Genomic DNA, 25700 nt, shown 5'->3' with positions numbered 1-25700 from the left:
ATCAGATCGCGCCACTCCCCGCCAAAAGCGGTCATCCTCAAACGCAAAAGGCGCGCTTGAGCAGCGCGCCTTCGCGAATTATGCGAAAACGTCCAACCGTATCAGCCGTAACGGCCGGTGATGTAGTCTTCCGTGCGCTTGACTTTCGGCGCCTGGAAGATCTGCTCGGTCGGGCCGTATTCGATCAGATCGCCGAGATACATGAAGGCGGTGCTATCGGAGATACGGCTCGCCTGCTGCATGTTGTGCGTGACGATGACGATCGTGAACTCACCCTTCAGCTGCGACACCAGTTCTTCGACCTTGGCGGTCGAGATCGGGTCGAGAGCCGAGGTCGGCTCATCCAGAAGCAGGACTTCCGGACGCAGCGCGATGGCGCGGGCGATACAGAGACGCTGCTGCTGGCCGCCGGAAAGACCAAGTCCGCTCTGGTGCAGCTTTTCTTTCACTTCGCTCCACAACGCTGTTTCCGTCAGCGCCGCTTCGACGCGGACATCCATTTCCGCCTTGGAAATCTTCTCATAGAGCCGGATGCCGAAGGCGACGTTTTCATAGATCGACATCGGGAACGGCGTGGGCTTCTGGAACACCATGCCCACTTTGGCGCGCAAATCGTTCAGATCGACGTCCTTGGTGAGGATATTGCGGCCATCCAGCAGGATCTCGCCCGCAACCGTCTGGCCCGGATAAAGATCATACATACGGTTGAAGGTGCGCAGCAGCGTGGACTTGCCGCAACCCGAAGGGCCGATGAAGGCGGTGACCGCATTTTTGCGGATGTTCATATTCACACCCTTCAGAACGCGATGGCCGTTCTGATAGGTGAAGTCGAGGTTCTTCACCTCAAGTTTCGCGAGCGCGCCGAGATCCGTCTGGGAAGCGGCGTCCTTCCCCGGCTGTGCGTTGACGCTCTGGAAATTGTTGTCGCTCATGTTCATGGTCTCATTCCTATCGTTCGGCGGCTGCGTCATTGGCGGCGCCCACTCAAGACACGGGCAAGGATGTTGAGGGCAAGGATGGCAACGGTGATGATCAGCGCGCCGGCCCAGGCAAGTTGTTTGAGATCCTCGCCTGCATCGGCGGCGAGCGTGTTGATGGCAACCGGCAGCGTGGCGATCGGACCGGTCAGACCTGCATTCATGAACTTGCTGTAGCCGGCCGTGAAGAGAAGCGGCGCGGTTTCGCCGCTGATGCGGGCGACGGCGAGCAGGATGCCGGTGAGGATGCCGGTCCAGGCGGAACGGTAGATCACCATCATCATGGACTTCCAGCGCGGCGCACCGAGCGCGGCGGTCGCCTCACGAAGCGCATTTGGCACCAGCAACAGCATGTCCTGCGTCGTGCGGTTGACGACCGGAAGGGCGATCAGCGCCAGCGCGAGGATGCCGGCGATGGCAGAGTTCCCGTGCATGGGCACGACCACGGCGCCGTAGACGAACACGCCGACGATGATCGAGGGTGCGGACAGCAAGATGTCGTTGAGGAACTTCGCAGCTTCGGCAAGTTTGCTGCCGTTGGCATATTCCACCAGATAGGTGCCGGCGAGAATGCCGATCGGCGCGGCGATCAGGATGGCGCAGCCCGTGACCAGCACTGTGCCGTAGATTGCGTTGATCAAGCCGCCGCGCGAGCCCTGGGCCGGGATCGACATGGTGAAGACGTCGAGGCTGAGCGCCGATACACCGCGATAAACCAGGCTCACAAGGATCACGCTGAGAAAGAATATGCCGAGGATGGCCGCGATGAAGCACAGGGCCATCATCACCCGGTTCTTCGTATAGCGCCTCGACACAAGATTCTGACGAATTGCATTTTCCATGGGCTTTTCCCTTAAAGCGAGTCGCCGCGGCCGATCATCCACCTCGCCACTGCAAGCACGCAGAAGGAAAGGACGAACAGGAGCAGGCCGAGCGCAATCAGGCTCGACAATTGCAGACCGTCGGCATCGCCGAAGTTGTTCGCGATCTGGGCGGAAATGGTGGTGGACGGCGAGATGATCGACGATTGCAGGCGGCTCACCGAACCTATGACGAAGGTAACAGCCATGGTTTCGCCAAGCGCGCGGCCAAGGCCGAGCATGATGCCGCCGACGAGGCCGCGGCGTGTATAGGGGATCAGGATGTGGCGAGCCACTTCCCATGTGGTCATGCCCATGCCGTAGGCGGATTCACGCAGCATCGGCGGTACGGTGGTAAACACGTCGCGAGAGATGGCGGTGATGAACGGCAGGATCATGACGGCCAGCACGAGGCTTGCCGTCAACAGGCCGACGCCGGGCGCCGGCGGCTGGAAGAGCAAGCCGATAACCGGCACCTGGCCGATCGTCATCATAAGGAATGGCAGGATGTAGTTCTGCATCAGCGGCACGAGAATGAACAGACCGACGATGCCGTAGATAATCGAGGGAACACCGGCCAGAAGCTCGATGGCCGTGCTGATCGGACGTCGCAGGCTGCCGGGGCAAAGTTCCGTGAGGAAGATGGCGATGCCGATGCCGAGGGGAACGGCAATCAGCATGGCGATGAGCGAACTTACCAGCGTACCGACCACGGCAGGCACGGCACCATAGATATCGGCGGGAGCACTCCACTTCGTGCCCCAGAGGAACGAAAACCCGAAGGCCTGGAATGTTGGCAGGGCATCGATGATGAGAACCACAATGATTGCCAGCAGCAGAAGCACGACGAGGGAAGCCGAGCCAAGCGTCATAAGATAGAAAATCCGATCCTGTATTCGGAATTTTCTGGTGCTGGCGCTGGTATCCAGTGCCTGGAAGCCAGCCGTCTGAGTCGCGTCAGCCATCGATTTCCCCTTGTCCTGTCACGAAAGGCGGACAGGGTTTTACCCTGTCCGCCGCAACTTTTCAGCCGAAATTACTTCGTGCCGAAGTCCTTCTTCCAGGATTCTTCGACAACCTTAGCAACAGTTTCCGGAACCGGAAGATAGGACAGCTCGGTCGCGTCCTTCTGACCCTTTTCATAGGACCACTTGAAGAACTTCAGCGCTGCTTCGTTCTGAGCAGGGTCGGCCGGCTTCTTGTAGAGCAGAACCCAGGTCGAAGCTGCAATCGGCCAGCTCTTTTCGCCCGGCTGATTGGTGATGATCAGGTTGAAGTTCTTGGCATGAGCCCAATCGGCGTTGGAAGCGGCAGCCTTGAACGTATCGAGGCTCGGCTCGATAACCTTGCCGGCGGCATTCTTCATCTTCGCGAAACCGATGTGGTTGGCGACGACGTAGGAATATTCAACGTAGGAGATCGAACCAGCCGTCTGATTGACGGTGGTGGAAACGCCTTCGGAACCCTTGGCGCCGAAGCCGACCGGCCATTCAACTGCCGTGTTCGAACCAACCTTTTCCTTCCACTCCGGCGAAACCTTCGACAGGTAGTCGGTGAAGTTGAAGGTCGTGCCCGAGCTGTCGGCGCGGTAAACGACGGAGATCGTCGTGGACGGCAGCTTCACGTTCGGGTTCAGAGCCTTGATGGCTGCATCGTCCCACTTGGTGATCTTGCCGAGGAAGATGTCGGACAGCGTCTTGCCGTCGACAACGAGTTCACCCGGCTTTACGCCTTCAACGTTATAGGAAACGACGATGCCGCCGGAGATCATCGGGAACTGGGCAATGCCGTTCTTCTCGAGGTCAGCGTCGCTCATCGGCTTGTCCGAAGCGCCGAATACGATGGTCTTGTCGAGGAGCTGCTTGATGCCGGCGCCCGAACCGACCGACTGGTAATTGACGACATTGTTCGTCGCAGCCTTGTAGCCTTCGGCCCACTTGGACAGAACCGGTGCGATGAAGCTCGAACCGGCGCCCGTGATGTCGGCAGCGGAGGCCGAAACGGACATAGCCGCAATGAAGCCTGCAGTCAGGCAAAGCGAACGAAATTTCTGATTCAACATGATTGAACTCACTTCCCAGAGTGATGAAAGGATGGCGAGCAGAAACTGAGCACGGAGTATCCTATCGTTAGGAACCCCACCTCAATCTCCTGGCGACATGATGGCTCTAATGCCGCATTGTTTCAGTTTGATGACAGTTTAATGAAGCGGCAGTGACACAACCTGTGGCAATCATCGCGACCATCGCAGAACCGCATCGAATGGCCTGCATCCCACTACAGAGGGAAGCGAACTTCATGTTTTGATTCAAGAAGATCGTCAGAGACGGATCACATAGTCCTTGCGAGTCGTTTCAACGACTTCCCAGGTCCCCTTGAAGCCGGGCTTCAAGATCAGGCGGTCACCCGCGCGCAGATGAAACGTCTCGCCGTCATCGGCAGTGACGATGGAATAGCCCGAGAGAATGTTGAAATATTCCCACTCGTCATAGGCGATCTTCCATTTTCCCGGCGTCGCCTCCCATAGGCCGGCATAAAGGCCGCCGCCAGCCTCATCGAGGTTCCAGCTGCGAAAGATCGGGGCACCGGAAACGAGCCGATCTGCCGCAGGCTCGCCCGTCTCCGGTTCGACGCCGTCGATATCCAGTTGCAGGTAGGTCGTCACGCCAGTCTCCCGTTGATCGTGTCTCGACGGCACAATGCCAAGACAGAAGGTCCGCGAGCGCCTTGAAGCGATCGCGGACCGACAGAAACACGAAACGACGGACCATCAAAGATGGCCGGCGCGCTTTTTCAGCCTTTCGTGAGCGCCATCCTCAAACTTTTGCCAGCGCCTGCTCGAGGTCGGCGATGATATCCCTGACGTCCTCGATGCCGATCGACAGGCGCACCACATCCGGGCCGGCGCCGGCTGAGACCTTCTGCTCGTCCGTCAGCTGCTTGTGTGTCGTCGAGGCTGGATGGATGACGAGCGAGCGCGTATCGCCGATATTGGCAAGGTGCGAGAACAGCTCCAGACCTTCGACCAGTCCCTTGCCGGCTTCATAACCGCCCTTCAAGCCGAAGGTGAAGACGGAGCCCGCCCCCTTCGGCGAATAGCGCTGCTGCAGGGCATGGTTCGGATCGTCCTCCAGGCCGGCATAGTTGACCCAGGCGATTTTCTCCTGTGCCTCCAGCCAGCGCGCGACGGCGAGCGCATTGTCGGAGTGGCGTTGCATGCGCAGCGGCAGCGTTTCGATACCGGTCAAAATGAGGAAAGCGTTGAACGGCGCGATCGCCGGACCGAGATCGCGCAGGCCGAGGACGCGGCAGGCGATGGCGAAGGCGAAATTACCGAAGGTCGCGTGCAGCACGATGCCGTTATATTCCGGTCGCGGCGAAGACAGCATCGGGTAATTGCCCGAGGCGGACCAATCGAAGGTGCCGCCATCGACGATGATGCCGCCCATGGAATTGCCGTGGCCGCCAAGGAATTTCGTCAGCGAGTGGACGACGATGTCGGCGCCGTGTTCCAGCGGCCGGATCAGATAGGGGCTTGCCAGGGTATTGTCGACGATCAGTGGCAGGCCATGTTTGTGCGCGATCGCCGCAATCGCGGCGATATCGACGAAGGTGCCGCCGGGATTGGCAAGGCTCTCGATGAAGACGGCGCGGGTGCGGCCATCGATCTGCGCTTCGAAGGTCGCAAGATCGGCCGGATCGGCCCAACGGACCCGCCAGTCGAAATTCTTGAAGGATTGCCCGAATTGATTGACCGAGCCACCGTAGAGCCGCTTGGCCGCGACAAAATTGTCGCCGGGCTGCATGATGCTATGGAAGACGAGCAGCTGGGCTGCATGACCGGAGGCGACAGCGAGAGCCGCAGTCCCGCCTTCGAGAGCGGCCACCCGCTCTTCGAGCACGGCCTGCGTCGGGTTCATGATACGGGTGTAGATATTGCCGAACTGCTGCAATCCGAAAAGGGCTGCGGCGTGGTCCGCATCCTGAAAGACGAAGGACGTCGTCTGGTAGATCGGTGTCGCGCGCGCGCCTGTCGCCGGGTCCGGCTGCGCGCCCGCATGGATCGCCAGCGTGTCGAAACCAGGATTGTTCGTCGGCATGATTTTTCCTCCCGCGAGTTTCCGTTTATCGTGGGAAGATCATAACGGTCGACACATGAAAGTTAACCGCGAACTTTGCCGTGCTTTTCGGCTCGCGGAAAAAACTTGCCATCTTTCAGTGAGATCGCGCGATAAACGGCCGGATGGCTGCCACCGCGCCTGATCTCGGATCAGGCGACCAGACGCGGATATTCGATGGCCGGGCAGCGGTCCATGATGACCCTTACTCCCGCGGCTTCGGCCCTGGCGGCGGCGGCATCATCACGCACGCCGAGCTGGCCCCAGATGACCGGCGGCCGCGGCTCGATCATGATCGTCTCCTCAACGACCGACCGGAGATATTCGGGTGCCCGGAAAACATCGACCATATCCACAGGCTCCGGAATATCGGCCAGACGCGCATAGACCCATTGCCCCAGAATTTCCTTGCCGGCCTGCCCGGGATTGATGGGGATGACGCGATAGCCCCTGTTCAGGAGATAGGCCATCACGCCGTTGCTCGGGCGTGCGGGATTGGGCGAAGCGCCGACGAGCGCAATGGTCCTTACGGACAAGAGGATATCGGCTATATAGGAATCGTCATAACTATCGTGGTTCATCACGAAGCCTCCCACCTCGATCACACTTGCTTTTTCTCACACATATGGAAACCGCAACCACGGTCTCCGCGTATATATATTGTATTATATCAACTTCAGGGAGGATTACTCAGATGAAAAAATTCATCCTGCTGGGCCTGCTCGTCACATCGGCCGCGACGCCTGCGCTGGCCATTTCGCGATATAATTCCATGTCGATGACCTGTGCCGAAGCGAGAGCCGTCATCAACCGCGAGCGCGCGGTCATCATGCGCTACCCGGCCAAGAGAACGCCGAACATGACGCTTTACGACCGCTATGTCGCAGACGGCGACGCGTGCGATGTCGGCTACTATGCCTATCAGGATTACCTGCCCACGAAAGACCGCGCCTCTTGCCCGGTCTACATATGCCGACCGACGACCGACCTCGATGACGACGATTTGATTTTCCGACGCTGATCGCGATAAGCTACCATAGTATACTGTGGACGACTCGGGAGTTTGATACGACCAATGATTGTCCCAGGCACGGTGTGCCTTCGGCACGGCGACCGTGGAGGCGCTTCTATGCGCCTGCGTTTGGATGATCCTTCAAAGCGCTTTCATAGATTTTCTTGACGCAGCAGAGTTGCGTTCTCAGGAAATGCAATCTTTGTTCTCTATTCATTCACATATAAATTAGCAAGATCTCACGAATATTGAATTCAAGTGAGAACCGAATAGGAACGCGAAGCATATGCTATTTCACAATTTTCCCACAGAATAATTTTCATTTTCGCGTTATGCTATACCCTGTGTTTTACCGGCTTCTCGATTCTATACTTAAAATATAGATAACTTTTAATATATTCCTCGTCAGCTGCCAGCACGCGTCGGCTGTAATATTTTTCAGCGATTGCATAATTATCCACTATATTCGTTGGCAAGACAGGGATGCGCGGAGCTCTTGCCGCGATTTCCAGGCGTCTGGCCGCAGGCGGTTCAGCGTCCTGTCGTTTTTAAGTAAGAACTGTCTAATGCTACTCCCGCGTTCACAGGACATGCAATCTTTGTTCGCGCTTCATACTCCAATAAATTAGTTATTTATAATGCGCGAAAAGGTTATACGAAACATAAAGAGAACATGCGCCTGACGCCGTCTTCCGTTTGAAAGGCAAGGCTGGGCCAGCATTTTGACGGATAATTCGTTGCTTTTCGACGGATTGCGGATCATATGGAGCCGCACTCCCACAAAATACCAAGCATTGCCGTCGCGCCTGCCAATTCCCGAGGTTTTCCGTGTCTCTTGACGTTATCGCGCTCGTCCTTTTCGGCGCCCTGTTGCACGCGACATGGAATGCGATCATCAAGGCGGGAACCGACAAGTCGCTCGACGCAGCACTGGTCTCGGCTGGTGGCGCGGTCGCCGCCCTCCCCTTGCTGCCGTTCCTGCCCCTGCCGGCCTCCTCGGCCTGGCCGTTCATCGGTGCTTCGGCCATTCTGCAATTTGCCTATTTCCAACTTGTTGCGGCCGCCTATCGCGCCGGTGATATCGGGCTCGTCTATCCGCTGATGCGCGGCGTGGCGCCGCTCATCATCGTCTCCACAAGCAGCTTCATTCTGAAGGAAACGCTTTCGGGCGGCGCGCTTTTCGGCACCATGACCATTTGCGCCGGCATATTGACACTTGCCTTCGAGGCGCGAAAGGGCAGCCGCCGGGCGATCGTTCTGGCTCTTGCCAATGCCTTCGTCATCGCGACCTATACCTATGTCGATGGTATTGGCGCGCGGATATCGGGCAATGCGGTATCCTATACCCTATGGATGGCGCTTCTGCCTCCGATTCTCCTCTTCGCCTGGGCGATCTCGCAACGCGGCATCAACGCCGTCGCCGCCCATGTCCGTTACAACTGGTGGCGCGGGCTGATCGGCGGCGGCGGGTCCATCGTCTCCTATGGGCTGGCACTATGGGCGATGACCAAGGCGCCGGTCGCGATGGTTGCGGCATTGCGCGAGACGTCGATCCTCTTTGCGCTCGTCATATCCGTCGTCGTCTTGAAGGAGCGGTCCAGCATCTGGCGCTATATTGCCGGCGCAATTATTGCTGCCGGAGTGCTGGTTTTGCGGTTAGGCTGACGACAAATTATGTGGTTTCAAAATACCACACTATCATCGCATTGATTTTGCTTGTTAATTTTTACAAGCGCCCGATCTGGCGATATTGACCCGAGGCCCCATTCACTCTATAAGCCGCCCCAGATCGCAGCCTTTCCGGGCTGCTTTCTTTTTGGCACGCATTTCTGCGCACCAAATCAAGCAACAAGAAACGCCCAGGCGCCTTCGGGCCAAGGGTCCTAAAAGAGAGTATGCAACATGGCAACCTTCTCCCAGAAGCCTGCAGAGGTGGAGAAGAAGTGGGTGCTCATCGACGCCGAAGGGCTTGTCGTTGGTCGTCTCGCTTCTATCATCGCAATGCGTCTGCGCGGCAAGCATAAGGCTACCTTCACGCCGCACGTCGACGACGGCGACAACGTCATCGTCATCAATGCCGACAAGGTCGTCTTCACCGGCAAGAAGTACGAAGACAAGGTTTACTACTGGCACACCGGTTATGCCGGCGGCATCAAGGAGCGTACGGCTCGTCAGATCATCGAAGGCCGCTTCCCGGAGCGCGTCGTTGAAAAGGCCGTCGAGCGCATGGTTCCCCGCGGCCCGCTCGGCCGTCGCCAGATGAAGAACCTGCGCGTCTACGCCGGCTCGAACCATCCCCACGAAGCACAGCAGCCCGTCGTCCTCGACGTCGCCAAGCTGAACAAGAAGAACGTAAGGAGCGCCTGATAATGGCTGATCTCTCTTCCCTGAAGGATCTCGGCACGGCATCGGAAGCTGCTGCTCCGGTTCACGTCCGCAAGGTCGACTCGCTTGGCCGTTCCTACGCGACCGGCAAGCGCAAGAACGCTGTTGCCCGCGTATGGGTCAAGGCCGGCACCGGCAAGATCATCGTCAATGAAAAGGACTACACGGACTATTTCGCCCGTCCGGTCCTGCAGATGATCCTGCGTCAGCCGATCTTCGCCGCTGCTCGCGACGGCCAGTTCGATATCGTCGCTACCGTTGCCGGCGGCGGTCTTTCCGGCCAGGCCGGTGCCGTTCGTCACGGCCTGTCCAAGGCGCTCACCTACTTCGAGCCGGGCCTGCGCTCGGTCCTGAAGAAGGGTGGCTTCCTGACCCGTGACAGCCGCGTCGTCGAACGCAAGAAGTACGGCCGTGCAAAGGCACGTCGTTCGTTCCAGTTCTCCAAGCGTTAATCGCTTATCCGAGACGAGATTTTGGAAAGGCCGGGGTTTCCCCGGCCTTTTTCTTTTGCGGCATGGGAAAACATGCAGATCCGCCAAGGCAAGCGGCGCATTTTGTGGCAAAGTCCCGATACAAGCATCGGGAGAGTTCAATGCGTGGATTCATCTTTTCGCTTCTGCTTTTGATTGCCAGCGCCGCACCCGTTCTGTGTGACGATGCCCAGCCAGCGCCGCCAGCTGGCAAGGCCGCGGAGATGCAGAGCATGAAGGATTTTCTCCAGGCAAACCCGGACTGTCGCGAGTTCAACGACAGCTGCTCCTATTGTGTGGCGACCGATGGGCAGGCCGATTGCTCGACGCCGCAGATCGCCTGCGTGAAAAAGGCATATCAATGCACCGCCAGATCGGGCAAATAAGCATCGAACACCAAAGCGCGTCGCGATCTCTCAGATTCGCTTCTTGCGCTTTAGGCCTTTCATTCAGGCATGTCGTTGTCGCAAAACCGCTGCATATTTTTGCGCGACATGCTTTAGATATCCGCGATTCACAGAACGGAATTCCGTTCCACCCCGTGAGGCACGTCATGAGCACCAACAAAGCATCCCGCTTTGCGGCCACTCCCAAGCCGCCCTACTACATCGTATCCTTCGCCTCGATCCGAACCGCCGGCGATAATGGCTATGGCGCGATGGGCGAACGCATGGAGGAAATGGCGCTGGCGCAGGAGGGCTGTCTCGGGCTCGAAAGCGCAAGGGGAGCCGATGGTTTCGGCGTTACCAACTCCTTCTGGCGGGACGAGGAAAGCATCCTTGCCTGGAAGAATGTCGTATCGCATCTGGCCGCGCAGAAACTTGGACGCGAGCGCTGGTATGAAGAATACAAAGTTCGCGTAGGACGTATAGAAAGAGCCTATGATTTCCAGGTGGGCAAGGGAGACGCGCTTGCCGAGCACATCGATTGATCACGCCTTCACCGCCACCAGCCTGACGTCGGCCGCCAGCGATCCGACCTTTGCCGGCGCGCTATCCTTCATGCGACGCCGCTTTACCAAATCGCTTGAGGGCGTCGACGCCGTGGTCTGGGGCATACCCTTCGATGCAGCCACTTCAAATCGGCCGGGAACGCGCTTCGGGCCGCAGGCGATCCGCCGCGCCTCCGCCATCTTCGACAATGATCCGCAATATCCGTTCAACCGCGATCTGTTCGCCGAGATGGCCGTGATCGATTACGGCGACTGCCTGCTCGACTACGGCAACCATCAGGAAACGCCTGACGCGATCGAGCGACAGGCAACCACCATCCTCGATAGCGGCGCCTTCATGCTGACCCTCGGCGGCGATCATTTCGTCACCTGGCCGGTGCTGAAGGCGCACGCCGCCAAGCATGGGCCGCTGGCACTGGTGCAGTTCGACGCCCATCAGGATACGTGGTTCGATGACGGCAAGCGGATCGACCATGGCTCTTTCGTTGCGCGTGCCGTGCGCGACGGGCTGATCGATCCGGATCGCTCCATCCAGATCGGCATCCGCACGCATGCGCCTGACGATTTCGGCATCCATATTCTCCATGGCCATCAGGTCGAGGACATGAACGCCGCCGAAATCGCTTCGACGATCATTTCCCATACCAAGGGCGCTCCGACCTACCTGACATTCGACATCGATTGCCTCGATCCGGCCTATGCGCCGGGCACGGGAACGCCGGTTGCTGGAGGTCCCTCAAGCGCCAAGATCCTGTCGGTGCTGCAAAGGCTGCATCAGCTCGATATCCGGGGCGCCGACGTGGTCGAGGTCTCCCCTGCCTATGACCACGCCGACATCACCGCCATTGCCGGGGCGACCGTGGCGATGTATATGCTCGGTCTCCACGCCGAACGACGTGCGAGCGGCCGCTGAGACAAGATTTCGGACAGGCGCGGCCACTTTTCAAAGGCCGTCCTGCTGCTTCCGAAGTGGCTGTTATGATTTTGAATCAACTGCATGGCAAACTGAGTCCGGAAACACTCTCAACCTATTGAAAGAGCAGGAATAAGATGGCACCGAAGATCTTCATCGATGGCGAACACGGAACCACGGGCTTGCAGATCCGCACGCGCATGGCCGACCGCCGCGATGTCGACCTGCTGTCCATTCCGGAAGCGGAACGGCGCAATGCCGCCATGCGCGAGGACATGCTGAACACCGCCGACATATCCATTCTCTGCCTGCCCGACGATGCATCGAAGGAAGCGGTGAAGATGGTGGCGGCCAACAACAATGTTCGCATCATCGACACCTCGACGGCCTTCCGCATCCATCCCGACTGGGCCTATGGCTTTGCGGAAATGGACAGCAACCAGGGCAGCAAGATCAAGGCGGCGCGCTTCGTCGCCAATCCGGGCTGCTACCCGACGGGTGCAATCGGCCTCATCAGACCGCTGCGCGCCGCAGGCATCATTCCGGCGGGCTATCCTGTGACCGTGAATGCCGTTTCCGGTTATACCGGCGGCGGCAAGCAGATGATCGCGCAAATGGAAAACCCGGACCATCCGGATGCGATCACCGCGCCGCATTTCCTCTACGGCCTGCCGCTGACCCACAAGCACGTGCCCGAGATGACGACGCACGGCCTGCTCGATCGCGCGCCGATCTTCTCGCCCTCCGTCGGTCGCTTCGCGCAGGGCATGATCGTGCAGGTGCCGCTGCATATCGGCGATCTGGCAGAAGGCACGACGCTTGAGAGCATTCATGCTGCGCTCGTCGACCATTATGCCGGCCAGGATATCGTTCAGGTCATCCCGCTTGAGGAAAGCCGCTCCCTGCCCCGCGTCAATGCCGTCGAGCTTGCAGGCAAGGACACGATGAAGCTGTTCGTCTTCGGCACGCCGGGGGCTGCCCAGGTCAATCTCGTTGCGCTGCTCGACAATCTCGGCAAGGGCGCATCGGGCGCCGCCGTACAGAACATGGATCTGATGCTAAGCGCTTGATTCACCAAGCACTGGTTGAAATGCAATCGGCCCGGCCTGCTCATCCATACTGGATCGATCAGGCCGGGCCTTTTTGATGGGAGTAAGGAGTTTTGCGCAATTTCGACTCTCCAGTCGCCCTCGGCCTTATTTTTGCCGTCGCCCTAAATTAGCCGAAGCTACACGGAAAAGTGAACGACCGTGAGGCTCCGCGACCAATTGTCGGCCGGATTTGCTCTTTAACGGCTTTACTGGCCCGGATGAGTGGGGCGTTCAAAACTATCCCTTTTTTCAATGAATATCGAAGAATGAGCCATCGTAAAGGAATTGGTTACCATAATTCGGCATGCTTCCAGACAGCCGGCAAGTTGGCGATCAAACGCGGAATTCGCGTTAGGGCGCGTGTGCGTTCTTGAGCCGGCGTAGTGTCTGTGTAGTTTGGATAACGAGTATCATGGCGTTCGTGACCGAAACCTTCGGTAACTTCAATTCGCGTTCCAGCTATGCGGCGCGATCGAAAAAATCCTTCAGCATCCGTCCCGGCACCCTGGCCACCGGCGTCGCAGTGGCGGCTTTCGCCTGGGTCGCGGCGACGCTGATAACGACGCAATCGATGGTGCTATCGCTTCCCGGCGCAGCGACATCGACCGACAGCTTCCTGGCGCCGCGTGCATCGGCCTTCATCGTTCCGCAAAATCACGCCATGCGCACCGCTCACTTCGCCAGCCAGACGACATCGCTGCATGGGCAAAGCCGTTTCGGCAGCGTCGCGGAAGCAGAGGTTCAAACGAAAGCCGGCGGCGCGGATGCGGTTCGTGTGCAACTGGCATATGCACTCGCACAACAGACATCCGATATGAAGCAGGCTCAAGATGCCGCCGCAAGTATCAAGAGCGGCCGTCTCGAAGTGGCCGCGGCACCACCGGAGAGGGTCGACCGCCTGCGCAAGGTGATCGCCATAAATTTCGCAACCGCAGTCCAATCGCTGGCCCAGGCGAAATATGCTGCCGCGCTGATGCCGGCCGCAGGTCCTCTCAGGACGACCGGACAACCGGCTGCACTCGCTTCGGCAGCGCCTGAGGTGAGCCTGCCCGCCATCGCTGAAGCCAGGCCGCTGCCCGCCAAGGACGCGGACATTGCCGTGGCAGAAGCCGTATTGAACGTTATTCCCGTGGCCCGCCCTGCTCGTGAAACGCCCGTTCAGCGCGCGAGCGCTACGAGCGCCATCGCCAGGGCGACGGGCAGTGATGCGGCTACACAGCCGCCTTCGCGCGTCATGGCCTATGCCGATCCGGATGACAGTTCCGTGCGCAAGGCGAAGCCCTTCCTCAACCCGTTTGCGGCGATCAGCCCCGGTGCGGGCACGGCGATCTACGATATCGAGGCGAAAACGGTCTATCTGCCGAGCGGCGAGCGCCTTGAGGCCCATTCCGGCCTCGGCCACATGCGTGACAATCCGCGCTATGTCGACCGCAAAAACACCGGGCCGACGCCGCCTGAAACTTATAACCTGACATACAGGGAAAGCCTGTTCCATGGTGTGCAGGCGCTGCGCCTGACACCCGCAAACGGCGCCCGCGTCTATGGGCGCGACGGCTTGCTGGCTCACACGTACATGCTCAGGGGAGCTCGTGGCGAATCGAATGGCTGCGTGGTCTTCAAGGATTACAACCGCTTCCTGGCAGCCTTCAGGCGCGGCGAAATCAAGCGCCTGAAAGTGGTCACACGCGTCTCGTCGGCAGCAAGCGTCGCCTCGTCGCGCTAGAAGGATTGAGGCGCGATGCGCCTCAATCCCTCACGACAATCGATGTTTGGCGCGGCAATTCACCATAGAAGCCGCGCCAATTGGCAATCGCGAAGCCGAAGACGATCAGGGCACCGGCCTGGTGCGCCAGGGCCAGATCCAGCGGCACATGCAGCAGCAATGTCGAAATACCGAGGATTGCCTGGATCAGCACCAGCACGAAGAGCACGACGGACCGCCGCGCATGCGTCGTTTGCACCGCAGCGCGCAGCGAGACGATCATGTTGATGGCGACGACGGCGAAGAGCGCATAGGCGCCGAGACGGTGGACGAACTGGACCGTCTTCGGATTCTCGAACAAATTGATCCAGCCCGGCGACTGCACGAACAGATCCCCCGGTATGATGGCACCATCCATCAGCGGCCAGGTATTGTAGCTGAGGCCCGCATCGAGACCGGCGACAAGCGCGCCGAGATAGATCTGGAACAGGGCCATGAAGGCGATCAAACCAGCGAGTTTCGCCGAATAGCGTGTCGGCGGCGGTTCGTTCGAATGCGGCGACAAAGCGCGCATGAACCACATGCAGGCGGCAAAGATCAGACAGGCTGTGACGAGATGGGTCGCAAGGCGATACTGGCTGACATCGGTGCGCGCTTCCAGGCCCGAGGAGACCATCCACCACCCGATCGCACCCTGGAGGCCACCAAGCACGAAAATGCCGGCCAGCGGCAGCCACAGCTTGCGCTCGACGCGGCCGGTCAGGACGAAGAACAGCAAAGGCAGACCGAAGATGACGCCGATGGTGCGTGCCAGCAGGCGATGCGCCCATTCCCACCAGAAGATGCCCTTGAACTCCTCGACCGTCATATCCTTGTTGAGGATCTGGAATTGCGGGATGCGCTTATAGAGGTCGAATTCGTCCTGCCATTCCTGCGCATTCAGCGGCGGGATGACGCCGTGGATCGGCTGCCACTGTGTAATCGACAGGCCGGAATTGGTGAGGCGCGTAGCCCCGCCCACCAATACAAGGCCAAAGAGAACCAGAAGCACGCAGGCGAGCCAGAGACGGATGGCGCGGCGATTGCGGTCCTGACGAGCCACTTCCTTCAAAATAGCCTGTTCGGTCGTAAAATTAGTGGCAGCCATGGCTTCTCCCTTCGATCAGGCTGTTGATTTGCCCGATAGGGGCGTGCAAAACAAGTCCCGGGAGTTTGCGGCATGCCGTCGCGGCATGTTGTCATAGTGAGGAGAAAACCCGGTGCCCCTTCGCCTGCGCAAATTCATTGGCATGATCCTGCTCGTGCTGCTGGTTGCAATCTATGCGATCGTTGCCATGATCGTTGCAGTGCGAACGCTTGCAGATCAACCCGGTTGGGTACATTTCCTGTATTTCTTTTTCAGCGGCATCATCTGGGTGTTGCCGGCGATGGGCATCATCAAATGGATGGCCGGGCCGCGCCCGCAATGACACTGGCCTTGGCCCGATTTACACAAGGCTAACCCTGATCTGCACCTTGTCCCGCGCGACTGTCCCATCTTAAGTCAAAAATAAGCCGTTACCCGTCAAACTGCGTTCGAACGCCGCCGGAGCGGAGAAGATCGGATGCAGACCCAGAGGCAAGATATCGCCGGCATAGCCGCCGCCGAGGCGGCGGATGGGCGGACTGCGTCCATCGGGACGCCGCCCGCTGCGGCCGATCAACTGCAGGTCGACGTCTTCGATAGCATGGCGCCGCTCGAGGCCGAATGGCGCACGCTGGAACAGGACGATCTCACCTCGCTGCACCAAAGTTATGACTGGTGCGCGGCCTGGGCGGAGACCATCTCGCATCCTCTCGCCATTGTCCGCGGCTCCATCGGAGACCACGTCGCCTTCATCCTGCCGCTCGAGATCATCCGCAGTCGAGGAATAAGACGGGCCGAGTTCATCGGAGGTCACCATAACAACATCAATACCGGCCTGTTTTCGGCGCGGTTCCTGGCAAACGGGAAACTGACGGCCGTTCAGGCAACCGCCATATCCGCGGCTTTGCGCGGCAAGGTGGACGTCGTCATCCTGCGCAACATCCCGCTCGAATGGCGTGGCCGAGGCAACCCGCTCGCCTCGCTGACATCAATCGAAAACCAGAACCATGCCTTTCAGCTACCCTTCCTTGGCAGTTTCGAAGCAAGCCTGAAGCAGGTGAACGCCAAGCGCCGGCGCAAGAAATTCAAGCATCAGAGCAGAATCCTCGATGGCAAAGGCGGCTATGACCATATAATTGCAAGCCCTGACCAGCAGGACGCGCTTCTCGATCTTTTCTTCCGGCAGAAGGCGATCCGCTTCAAGGATGCCGGTTTGCCCGACGCCTTCAAAGATGCCCGGATCAAGGCTGCGCTGCACGCAATGTTGCACCGGCACGGAAAGGGTGGCCTCGACGCAACGCTGCAGGTGCATGCGCTGCGACTGAAGGGCGAGCACGAGGGCCATATTCCGGCGATCGCTGCCCTGTCGCGCAAGGGAGACCACGTCATCTGCCAGTTTGCCTCCATCGACGAGACTCTGGTTGCGGAGGCAAGCCCGGGGGAATTGCTGTTCTGGCTGATGATCGAGCGGCTGCATCGCGAAGGCGTCGCTCTCTTCGATTTCGGCATCGGCAACCAGACCTACAAGCGCTCCTGGTGCCCGATGGAAACCGTGCAGCACGATCTCTTTCTGCCAATCTCAGGTCGGGGCCATCTCGCGGCAATGACGCAGCGGGGCATCGTACGCGTGAAGGTCGCGATCAAGTCCAACCGAAAGCTCTATTCGTTCATCCAACGGCTGCGGGCACGACATGGCGACGGCGCAGCGCCGAATGACGGTGATGGTGATTGATCAGGCTGCATCCCGGCGCGTATCCGGATCATGCTCCTCGCGCCAGCCGGACATCAGGATGATGTGCTCGTAGCCGGCCTTCTGGAATTCCGTCATGGCGGCGATGAACTGGCTTTCATCGGGCTCGGGCATGGAGAGGATGATTTCAGTCTCCTTGCTGCGCGTCAGCCGCGCGACACCGGACACCTCGGCGGCCCCACACTCCACAAGCACGATATCATAGGCCGAACCGAGTGCGTCGAGGATCAGCGACAGGCGGTCGGCGCCGCGCATGGCGCGAGCAAGGTCGCTCATGCCTTGCGGCACGAGATGGGCATCCGACAAGCGATCGGGGTGGATCGTATCGGCAAACGCCGCTTCGCCGCACAGCAGGTCGGTTACGCCAGGAAGCTCGTCATGCTCAGCCATGAACCTTGAGGGACATCCTGTGCCGGTCATATCGACCAGCACGATGCGGCTTCCCGCATCGGCGATGGTCCGCGCCAGCATGACGGTCGCCGTCGAGCCATTGTCACCGGTCGGCGATATGGCGATAGCCAGCCGCGAGCCGCTGTCGATCAGATAATCGGCGACGGATTGGATGGAGAAATCCTCCTCTTCCTCCGCCATATGAACAGTCTGCCTGGGTTCATGGTCCGGGGCGATCGTAGCGTCCGGAGCAACAGCGGCATCCGGGGCGATTACGGTGTCTGGAACCGGAACCGGAATTTCCTCTACCGGTACCGAAAGCATGCTTGCCGGCGCCTCGGCACTGCTCACTCTCGCAACTGCCCGAACTGGAGCCGGCTCGCTGACGGGTTGAGCGCGCTCCACCGCTTCCGGCGCGGCGGCATCCTCCTCCTTGCTGCGTGCGGGTCCGATGGGACGCAATGCGCGACCGCTGAACAGTTCCGCGAGCATAATGACGATGGCCGTGAGGATGAAGGTGGCCAGGGTAGCGACGACGACGATCGGGCCGACCTTCGGGAAGGACGGATCGACCGGCTCGACCGCCGTGGAAACGATGCGCGCATCGGCGGGGCTGGAATTCTTGTCGACGCGAGAGGCCGCCTCGCGATAACGGGCAAGATAGGTTTCGAGCAATTGCCGCTCGGCAGTGGCTTCGCGCTCCAGTGCGTTGAGGCCGACTTCATCCTCCCCTGCCCGGGCGCTGTCAGCCTTCAGGGTGTTCGATTGCGCCAGAAGCTGCTGTTCCCGCAGCTGCGCTACCTTTGCCTCATTCTCGATGCTTGCCAGAATCCTCTGGGTCTCGCGATCGATCTGCTGGCGGATATCGACGAGCTGCGCCCTGAGGCTTTTCAGCCGCGGGTGCCCGTCCATCAGCGACGTGGACAGATCCGAGATCTGCGACTCCAGGTTCGACTGGGTAGCCTTCAACCGCTGAATGGTCTGCGACCCCGCGACATCGGCAAGGGTGTCGGTGGAGCGGCCGCTGGACAAGGCGCTGCGCACCGCCTGCGCCCGCGCCTCGGCATTGGCCCTGTCGCCGCGCACCTGCGCCAGTTGCGTCGAAATATCCGCGAGCTGCTGCGTGGCGAAATTGCTGTTCTGGCTGGTCTGGAGAAGCCCGTTGGCGGAGCGATAGTCAGCGACCTTCTTTTCGGCATCGCTGACCTTGTCGCGCAGCTTGGCGATCTCCGGCTCCAGCCAGCGCGTCGCTTCGCTGTTGGAGTCGAGCTTGGCGCCGCTCTGCATCGACAGATAGACCTGCGCCATGGCATTCGGCACGCTGGCGGCCAGATCAGGATTGCGCGAAGTGAAGCTGACGCCGATCACGCGCGAGCTGTTGATCTGATAGACCTGCAGTCGGCTGTTGAAGGCATCGAGCATCCGCTCTTCCGGCGCCTTGTCGGCTGCCGCCCGCTTTAGATGCAACTTGATGAGAATATCCGAGAGCGCTGAGCCGTTGTTGCCTGCGGCAAATTCGGGACGGTCGTAGAGCTTGAGATTGGTGATGACCTGCTTGACCAGATCCGCCGACTGCAGGATCTGCACCTGGCTGGCGATATTGAGTTCGTCCAGCAGCGGGCCGGCACTGGAATCATTGCCCGAAGTCGTCGCCGCAAAGGCCGGCGCGCGCTGCTCGATCAGGATGCGGGCTTCACTGCGATATTCCGGCGACATGACCTTGGCGATCGCGAATGCCGCACAGGCGCCCGCCAGCGTGATGGCAATGACGCGCACCCGCCGCCGCCAGACCGCGCGAAAGAGCTGAGCGAGATCGATGTCCACATCCTGCTGGGTGTTGTTGACACCGGACATATACAAAACTCCGTAATAGAAAGCCGAAATTAATCGTAAACGACTATGGTAACCCAAGCGTTAATAGTATTTCTCCAGCATTATTTTTGGCATCTCTAATTTTTTCCTGGAATTTTCTTTGCTCTTTACCGACCGTTAACCCTAACGGATTGATAACGACGGCAGTGTCTTCCCTTTCTAATGAGCGCGAAATGCCCTTCGCAAAGTCAAAGATTGTCCTTGCACTCGGCATGGCCGCCGTGAGCGCCGCGCTCACCGGCTGCAACACCTATCAGCCGGCGCCCAAAGCCTTCAACGAGGCCACCATCCAGCCCTATACGCTTGATAGCGGCGACCGATTGCGCGTCACCGTGTTCGATCAGACTGGACTGACCAATACCTACACGGTCGATCAGGCCGGCTATATCGCCTTCCCGCTGATCGGTCAGGTCACCGCTCGCGGCCGGACCTTGCAGCAGCTCTCCGGTCAGATCGCGCAGAAGCTTCGCCAGGGATATATTCGCGATCCCGACGTCACCATCGATATCGACCGTTATCGTTCGGTCTATATCATGGGCGAGGTCGGCCAGCCGGGCCAGTACTCCTATGTGCCTGGCATGACCATTCAAAATGCCATCGCGGTCGCGGGCGGCTTCAGCAGCCGGGCCAACCAATCCAACGCAGACGTCACCCGCAAGATCAACGGTCATGTCATGACAGGACGGGTCAGCATTTCCGATCCGGTTCTGGCAGGCGACACCATCTACGTCAGAGAGCGGTTGTTCTAACCGCGCCCGCTTATGGCCAGACCGCTTCGAATCCTCCATTGCTTCAGATCGCCGGTCGGCGGAGTCTTCCGCCATGTCCGGGATCTGGCGGAAGAACAGAGCAAAGCGGGCCACGAAGTCGGTATCCTTTGCGACAGTCTGACGGGCGGCGAGCATGAGGACCGCCTGTTCGACGATATCGCGCCTTTCCTGGCGCTTGGCATCGTTCGCCTGCCGATCCGGCGGCAAATTACCCTGGCGGATGCCAGCACGCTTTGGAGTAGCTACAAGGAAATCAAGAGTTTGCGGCCGGATGTGCTGCACGGGCATGGCGCCAAGGGCGGCCTGCTTGCGCGTGTTCTCGGCTCAATCCTGCGGGTCAACAAGTGTCGCGTAGCCCGCCTCTATACCGCGCATGGCGGAAGCCTGCATTTCCCGCGCCGTTCGTTGCAGGGCATGCTGGTGCATAGCCTGGAGCGGCTGCTGGAGTTTCTGACCGACGGCCTGATCTTCATCTGCGATTTCGAACGCCGCACCTATGAGAGGAAGATCGGCAAGCCGCGCACCCGTTCGATGATGATCTATAACGGCATCAGCGACAGGGATTTCCGCACCGTCCCGACGCGATCAGACTCCGTGCATTTCGTCTATATCGGCATGCTGCGGGACCTCAAAGGTCCCGATCTGTTTATAGACGCCTTTGCGAGAACCGAACGGCGTGTCGGCAGGCCACTCTCGGCACTGATAATCGGTGACGGACCCGACAGGGACAAATATCACCGGATGATGGTGGAACGAGGCCTCGGTCACCGTATCGGCATGCTGCCGGCCATGCGCGTGCAGGAAGCCTTTACGGTGTCGCAGAACGTCGTCGTTCCCTCCCGCGCCGAGGCCATGCCCTACATCGTTCTGGAGGCGCTCGCGGCCGGAAAAACCGTCATCGCCTCGCGCGTCGGCGGCGTTGCGGAAGCGCTTGGCGAAACCAGCCCCGCGCTCGCCAAGCCGGAGGATGCCGACGATCTCGCGCGCATCATGGCCGAAGCGATTACGGAGCCACAATGGGGGGCCCGCAACATGCCCGATATCGGGACGATACGATCGAAATTTTCTGCCTCGGCCATGGCACGGGATACTTTGAGCCTGTATCAAAATATACTTGGCCTGGACAGCGACGGTTAGAATACAGGCAAGCGTTGTAAGTGTTTCTTAGCTGATATCTGATAGGCCTTGTCCGGTAACGACCGGATAAGCTGCCATGAACACTACCGAAAAGTCCGAGCAATTCAACTTGGACAATCTTCGCAAGCAGGTTTCGGAAATCCGCACCCGCGGTGTCGGCGAATCTCACACCGACCACCCAGACGGCATGAATGCCTATGCGCGGCAAATCGCCGAACAGCTTCGCGAAACCAACCAGTCCCCGGCAATCATCGTCGGGCAGTACCGGTTGTTCGAATTTCTGTCGTTGCTTGCATTCGGGCTCGCGATCCTGTTCTTCGGGACGGTGGACAATCACCCCTTCCTGTCGAAAGCCGTGGTGACCATTGCCCTTTGCGGCCTTGCCATTGTCTTTCTGCAGATTGCGGATGCCTATCAGATACCGGTCTTGCGCTCGCCCCACCATTTCCTGCACCGGATTATTGGGCCCTGGGCCGCCGCCTTCGCGGTCATGGTCATCGCCCTCTTCCCCTTCGATATCGGCAATATCTATTCTCTTCCCCTTCTCGGCCTCTGGCTCGCGGCAGGCGCAGGCTTCCTTCTCGTGGCGCGGCTGCTTTTCGCTTATGGCATTCGCCACTGGGCCCGCAACGGCGTCATGGAACGACGCGCCGTCGTCGTCGGCGGCGGCGAACCGGCAAAGGAACTCATCCGCGCGCTCGAGCATCAGCCCGACAACGATATCCGCATCTGCGGCATCTTCGACGATCGCGGCGAAAAGCGCTCTCCCATCATGGTGGCCGGCTATCCGAAGCTCGGCACTGTGTCTGAACTGGTCGATTTCGCGCGGCTCGTGCGCATAGACATGCTGATCATCGCGCTTCCGATCAGCGCGGAAGACCGCATTCTGCAATTGCTGAAAATGCTTTGGGTGCTGCCCGTCGACATTCGCCTGGCCGCGCACGCCAACAAGCTGCGCTTCCGGCCGCGCGCCTATTCGCATGTCGGCGCCGTGCCGATGCTCGACATCTTCAACAAGCCGATCCGGGATTGGGACGGCGTCGCCAAACGGATCTTCGACGTCTTTTTCAGCCTGGTCGCGCTCGCCTTGCTGTGGCCGATCATGCTCGGCGCGGCCATTGCCGTGAAGGCGACCTCGAAGGGGCCGGTCTTCTTCATGCAGAAGCGCCACGGCTTCAACAACGAGATTATCAACGTCTTCAAGTTCCGCTCGATGTACACGCATATGAGTGATCCATCGGCGCGCAACGCCGTGACCAAGAACGATCCGCGTGTCACACCCGTCGGACGCTTCATCCGCAAAACGTCGATCGACGAACTGCCGCAGCTTTTCAACGTGCTGCTCGGCAGCCTTTCGCTCGTCGGCCCTCGGCCGCATGCCGTGCTTGCCGCCAGCCACAACCGCACCTATGCCGATGTCGTCGAAGGCTATTTCGCGCGCCATCGCGTCAAGCCGGGCGTGACCGGCTGGGCGCAGATCAACGGCTGGCGCGGCGAGATCGATAGCGACGACAAGATCAAGTTCCGCACGGCCTACGATCTCTACTACATCGAGAACTGGTCGCTGCTCTTCGATCTGAAAATCCTGTTCCTGACGCCTTTCCGCCTGCTCAATACGGAAAACGCCTATTGACCACGCTCGATCTGCCATCGCCCCGCGTCGCGCAGCCGCAGCTAGCCGCCATGCGGCTGGTCGGCACGGCCTGCGTCGCCATCGGTGTGTTCCTGTCGGGCTTCGTGATCGCCGAGCCGGCGCCCTACGAGCTGTGGCTCGCCTTTCTGATCGGCACCTGGTTCATCCTCGGGCTGAAGATATCGCGCAGTGTGGCGCCGCTTCTGGCTTTGTTCCTGATATTCAATGTCGGCGGCATGCTGTCGATCACGCAGATGCACGATCTCACCGCCGGCAATCATCTCGACGGTCCGATCTACATCGCCGTGTCCACCTTCCTGGCGCTGAGCTCCGTCTTTTACGCGGCCATCACCGAAGATAGCGAAAAACGGCTGAAGCTCATCTTCAATACATGGGTGGTGGCGGCGCTGATCACCGCCAGCCTCGGTATTCTCGGCTATTTCCATGCAGTTCCGGGCTTCGACATCTTCACCCGCTACGACCGTGCCATGGGTGCCTTTCAGGACCCCAACGTCTTCGGCCCCTATCTGGTGGCGCCAAGCCTGTACCTCATGCATGGCCTGCTGATCGGCGATCTGAAGAAGGCGCCGATCAAGGGCATCTGCCTGTTCGTGCTCGCCTTCGGCATCTTCCTGTCGTTCTCCCGCGCGGCCTGGGCCCTCTTCGCCTTCGCCTCGGCGATGCTGATCTTCTGCATGTTGCTTAAGCATCGCAGCAATACGTTCCGGCTGCGTATCCTCGTAATGTCGCTGGCGGCGATCATCCTCATGGTCGTGCTGCTTGCCGTCGCACTACAGTTTCCGCAGGTCAGCGACCTGTTTTCGACGCGCCTGCAACTCGTGCAGAGCTACGATGGCGGGCATCTCGGACGCTTCGAGCGTCACAGTATCGGCTTCCAGATGTCCATGGAGCGGCCGTTCGGCATCGGGCCGCTGGTCTTCGGTCAGATCTTTCGCGAGGACGAGCACAATACCTGGCTGAAGACGCTGACCACATACGGCTGGATCGGCTTCGTGAGCTGGATCAGCATGATCTGCTGGACCATCTATATCGGCTTCCGCAACCTGTTGAGGGAGCGCCCCTGGCAGCCTTTCATGATGATCGCCTGGATCGTCATTCTCGGCCATGTCGGCATCGGCAACGTCATCGACACCGACCATTGGCGCCATTTCTACATGCTGATCGGTATCGTCTGGGGCTGCGGCGCCCTGGAGCAAAAGTATCAGCGCGACTTGAACGGAAGGAAAGTAGCGCCGTGAACATTCGCACCAACGTCAAACGCCTGTCGTTGCTGCAGGTTCTCGAGCCGAGCGGCGGCGGCTCCGGGCGGCATTTTCTCGATCTGTGCCGGGCCATGCAGCATCGCGGCCATTCCGTGACCGCAATCTATTCCCCGGTGCGCGCCGAGCCCGCCTTCGTCGCCGAACTGGAAAACATCGGCCTGGACAATGTTATCCCGCTCGCCATGCGGCGCGCTCCCGGGCCTTGGGACTTGAGGGCATGGTGGCATCTCCGCAAGATCGCGGCCATTCACGGGCCATTCGATCTGGTCCACGGCCACAGCTCCAAGGCCGGTGCCCTGACACGCTTGCGGCTGCCGGGGCGGCATGTCCCTGTTCTTTACACGCCGCACGCCTTCCGCACCATGGACCCGACACTGGGTGCCAAGGGCCGGCTGATTTATGGCGGCATCGAGCGGCTTCTCGGAACCTGGCTGACGGATCGGCTGGTCTGCGTCTCGCAGGACGAATATAATCATGCCCTGTCGCTCGGCATCCCCGAAAGGCGGCTGCGCGTCGTCGTCAATGGCGTCAGCGCGCCGCCCACCAGCCAGCGCGCCGCCATTCGCAGACGATACGGCATTCCGCAGGACGCCCTGCTCTTCGGCTTCGTCGGCCGAATGACCCGACAGAAGGCACCGGGGCGTCTGGTCGATGCCTTTGCGCGGATAGCCGCCCAACTGCCGCAGGCCTATCTGCTGATGATCGGAATCGGTGAACTGGCCGATGCGACCAGAGAGATGATCAGGGCCGCCAGCCTTGAAGATCGCGCTTGTATCGATGGTAGCGTGTCGGGCGTGACAGCCATCGACGCCTTCGATGTCGTCGTCATGCCAAGCCGCTACGAGGCGATGTCCTATGTGATGCTTGAGGCAGCGGCCGCCGGCAAGCCGCTGCTGCTGACCGATGTCGGTGGCGCACGCACGGTGCTTGAGCACGGCAAGAACGGCTACATCGTGCCAAACAGCGACGATCCGGCAGCACTGGCAGCCGCGATGGCGCGCCTTGCCGATCCAGCGCTGTTAGCAAGCCTTGCCGCCGAAGCGCGGCGCCGGAAGGATGGCTATACGCTCGCGGGCATGGCCGATGCGACCGAGAAGATCTACCACGACCTGCTCGGCTACCCCGCTCCGGCTCCATTGGATTTAGTAGCGAATTCGAGATTGGACAATACGGTCGAAGACCGGGAGAGAAGCGCGGCTGCCTTTTAGATCCGCACGCGAATTTCATCCGAAATCGGTTCCGCTTTTCGAGCCGATGCT

At 59.7% G+C, this 25700-nt stretch carries 25 protein-coding genes; 16 read left to right on the top strand and 9 right to left on the bottom strand.

What is annotated here, in order from left to right:
* Nucleotides 1–101: 101 nt before the first annotated feature.
* From pstB to ACIQWP_RS15065, 7 genes are all read right to left on the bottom strand, one after another.
* Nucleotides 102–938: a phosphate ABC transporter ATP-binding protein PstB gene (gene pstB, locus ACIQWP_RS15095; RefSeq protein WP_402788491.1), complete on the bottom strand. Its 837-nt coding sequence runs from the start codon at nucleotides 936–938 to the stop codon at nucleotides 102–104.
* A 29-nt stretch (nucleotides 939–967) separates the two neighbouring features.
* A complete protein-coding gene (gene pstA / locus ACIQWP_RS15090) occupies nucleotides 968–1819 on the bottom strand; it encodes a phosphate ABC transporter permease PstA (protein WP_402788489.1) in 852 nt (283 codons plus the stop codon).
* 11 nt (nucleotides 1820–1830) lie between these two features.
* On the bottom strand, nucleotides 1831–2802 hold the full coding sequence (gene pstC / locus ACIQWP_RS15085) for a phosphate ABC transporter permease subunit PstC (protein WP_402788487.1): 972 nt from the start codon (nucleotides 2800–2802) through the stop codon (nucleotides 1831–1833).
* Nucleotides 2803–2873: 71 nt separating this feature from the next.
* The gene (gene pstS, locus ACIQWP_RS15080) at nucleotides 2874–3845 is read right to left on the bottom strand and encodes a phosphate ABC transporter substrate-binding protein PstS (protein ID WP_402788738.1); all 972 of its coding nucleotides are present in this window, start codon (nucleotides 3843–3845) and stop codon (nucleotides 2874–2876) included.
* A gap of 312 nt (nucleotides 3846–4157) precedes the next feature.
* Nucleotides 4158–4502 carry a cupin domain-containing protein gene (locus tag ACIQWP_RS15075; protein WP_402788485.1) on the bottom strand — a complete coding sequence of 115 codons (345 nt, stop codon included), beginning with the start codon at nucleotides 4500–4502 and terminating at the stop codon, nucleotides 4158–4160.
* Nucleotides 4503–4653: 151 nt separating this feature from the next.
* On the bottom strand, nucleotides 4654–5937 hold the full coding sequence (locus ACIQWP_RS15070) for an O-acetylhomoserine aminocarboxypropyltransferase (RefSeq protein ID WP_402788483.1): 1284 nt from the start codon (nucleotides 5935–5937) through the stop codon (nucleotides 4654–4656).
* Nucleotides 5938–6107: 170 nt separating this feature from the next.
* The gene (locus ACIQWP_RS15065) at nucleotides 6108–6536 is read right to left on the bottom strand and encodes a CoA-binding protein (protein WP_047628699.1); all 429 of its coding nucleotides are present in this window, start codon (nucleotides 6534–6536) and stop codon (nucleotides 6108–6110) included.
* A gap of 113 nt (nucleotides 6537–6649) precedes the next feature.
* On the opposite strand from ACIQWP_RS15065, the gene ACIQWP_RS15060 reads away from it, so the two are divergent.
* The 9 genes from ACIQWP_RS15060 to ACIQWP_RS15020 all read left to right on the top strand — a co-directional run bounded on the left by ACIQWP_RS15060 (nucleotide 6650) and on the right by ACIQWP_RS15020 (nucleotide 14501).
* On the top strand, nucleotides 6650–6976 hold the full coding sequence (locus ACIQWP_RS15060) for a hypothetical protein (RefSeq protein WP_402788480.1): 327 nt from the start codon (nucleotides 6650–6652) through the stop codon (nucleotides 6974–6976).
* 819 nt (nucleotides 6977–7795) lie between these two features.
* Complete coding sequence (locus ACIQWP_RS15055; protein ID WP_402788478.1) at nucleotides 7796–8632, top strand: EamA family transporter; 837 nt, start codon at nucleotides 7796–7798, stop codon at nucleotides 8630–8632.
* Nucleotides 8633–8869: 237 nt separating this feature from the next.
* On the top strand, nucleotides 8870–9334 hold the full coding sequence (rplM, locus tag ACIQWP_RS15050; protein ID WP_004122374.1) for a 50S ribosomal protein L13: 465 nt from the start codon (nucleotides 8870–8872) through the stop codon (nucleotides 9332–9334).
* 2 nt (nucleotides 9335–9336) lie between these two features.
* Complete coding sequence (gene rpsI / locus ACIQWP_RS15045; RefSeq protein ID WP_168805585.1) at nucleotides 9337–9804, top strand: 30S ribosomal protein S9; 468 nt, start codon at nucleotides 9337–9339, stop codon at nucleotides 9802–9804.
* 140 nt (nucleotides 9805–9944) lie between these two features.
* Nucleotides 9945–10208 (top strand): hypothetical protein, encoded by a 264-nt coding sequence (locus tag ACIQWP_RS15040; protein WP_402788474.1) that lies wholly within the window; start codon nucleotides 9945–9947, stop codon nucleotides 10206–10208.
* A gap of 167 nt (nucleotides 10209–10375) precedes the next feature.
* Nucleotides 10376–10753, top strand: a complete 378-nt coding sequence (locus tag ACIQWP_RS15035; protein WP_402788472.1) for an antibiotic biosynthesis monooxygenase family protein — start codon at nucleotides 10376–10378, stop codon at nucleotides 10751–10753.
* On the top strand, nucleotides 10734–11687 hold the full coding sequence (gene speB, locus ACIQWP_RS15030) for an agmatinase (RefSeq protein WP_402788469.1): 954 nt from the start codon (nucleotides 10734–10736) through the stop codon (nucleotides 11685–11687). The genes ACIQWP_RS15035 and speB overlap by 20 nt, the downstream gene beginning before the upstream one ends.
* A 137-nt stretch (nucleotides 11688–11824) precedes the next feature.
* A complete protein-coding gene (argC, locus tag ACIQWP_RS15025; RefSeq protein ID WP_402788467.1) occupies nucleotides 11825–12757 on the top strand; it encodes an N-acetyl-gamma-glutamyl-phosphate reductase in 933 nt (310 codons plus the stop codon).
* Nucleotides 12758–13190: 433 nt separating this feature from the next.
* Nucleotides 13191–14501, top strand: a complete 1311-nt coding sequence (locus tag ACIQWP_RS15020) for a tlde1 domain-containing protein (protein WP_402788465.1) — start codon at nucleotides 13191–13193, stop codon at nucleotides 14499–14501.
* Nucleotides 14502–14523: 22 nt separating this feature from the next.
* Here ACIQWP_RS15020 and ACIQWP_RS15015 read toward each other — a convergent pair whose 3' ends face one another.
* Nucleotides 14524–15627 carry a COX15/CtaA family protein gene (locus tag ACIQWP_RS15015; RefSeq protein ID WP_402788463.1) on the bottom strand — a complete coding sequence of 368 codons (1104 nt, stop codon included), beginning with the start codon at nucleotides 15625–15627 and terminating at the stop codon, nucleotides 14524–14526.
* Between the two features lie 112 nt (nucleotides 15628–15739).
* Between ACIQWP_RS15015 and ACIQWP_RS15010 the strand changes: the two genes are divergently transcribed.
* Nucleotides 15740–15949, top strand: coding sequence for a DUF2842 domain-containing protein (locus tag ACIQWP_RS15010; RefSeq protein ID WP_047627098.1), 210 nt, complete (start codon nucleotides 15740–15742; stop codon nucleotides 15947–15949).
* A gap of 135 nt (nucleotides 15950–16084) precedes the next feature.
* Nucleotides 16085–17338 (top strand): GNAT family N-acetyltransferase, encoded by a 1254-nt coding sequence (locus ACIQWP_RS15005; protein ID WP_402788460.1) that lies wholly within the window; start codon nucleotides 16085–16087, stop codon nucleotides 17336–17338.
* Here ACIQWP_RS15005 and ACIQWP_RS15000 read toward each other — a convergent pair whose 3' ends face one another.
* Nucleotides 17339–19600 carry an exopolysaccharide transport family protein gene (locus ACIQWP_RS15000; RefSeq protein WP_402788458.1) on the bottom strand — a complete coding sequence of 754 codons (2262 nt, stop codon included), beginning with the start codon at nucleotides 19598–19600 and terminating at the stop codon, nucleotides 17339–17341. It lies immediately after the preceding gene.
* A 191-nt stretch (nucleotides 19601–19791) separates the two neighbouring features.
* Between ACIQWP_RS15000 and ACIQWP_RS14995 the strand changes: the two genes are divergently transcribed.
* The 5 genes from ACIQWP_RS14995 (at nucleotide 19792) to ACIQWP_RS14975 (ending at nucleotide 25649) form a co-directional block, all read left to right on the top strand.
* Nucleotides 19792–20367, top strand: a complete 576-nt coding sequence (locus tag ACIQWP_RS14995; RefSeq protein ID WP_402788456.1) for a polysaccharide biosynthesis/export family protein — start codon at nucleotides 19792–19794, stop codon at nucleotides 20365–20367.
* Nucleotides 20368–20379: 12 nt separating this feature from the next.
* Complete coding sequence (locus tag ACIQWP_RS14990) at nucleotides 20380–21525, top strand: glycosyltransferase family 4 protein (protein WP_402788454.1); 1146 nt, start codon at nucleotides 20380–20382, stop codon at nucleotides 21523–21525.
* A gap of 76 nt (nucleotides 21526–21601) precedes the next feature.
* On the top strand, nucleotides 21602–23158 hold the full coding sequence (locus ACIQWP_RS14985; protein WP_402788452.1) for an undecaprenyl-phosphate glucose phosphotransferase: 1557 nt from the start codon (nucleotides 21602–21604) through the stop codon (nucleotides 23156–23158).
* Nucleotides 23155–24417 carry an O-antigen ligase family protein gene (locus ACIQWP_RS14980; RefSeq protein ID WP_402788450.1) on the top strand — a complete coding sequence of 421 codons (1263 nt, stop codon included), beginning with the start codon at nucleotides 23155–23157 and terminating at the stop codon, nucleotides 24415–24417. Before ACIQWP_RS14985 ends, ACIQWP_RS14980 begins: the two co-directional genes overlap by 4 nt.
* Nucleotides 24414–25649 carry a glycosyltransferase gene (locus tag ACIQWP_RS14975; RefSeq protein WP_402788448.1) on the top strand — a complete coding sequence of 412 codons (1236 nt, stop codon included), beginning with the start codon at nucleotides 24414–24416 and terminating at the stop codon, nucleotides 25647–25649. The genes ACIQWP_RS14980 and ACIQWP_RS14975 overlap by 4 nt, the downstream gene beginning before the upstream one ends.
* Nucleotides 25650–25700: the final 51 nt, after the last annotated feature.

Source organism: Rhizobium sp. NPDC090279, from assembly GCF_044769665.1.
Classification (GTDB): domain Bacteria; phylum Pseudomonadota; class Alphaproteobacteria; order Rhizobiales; family Rhizobiaceae; genus Rhizobium.
This window is presented reverse-complemented; position numbering and strand designations above follow the sequence as displayed.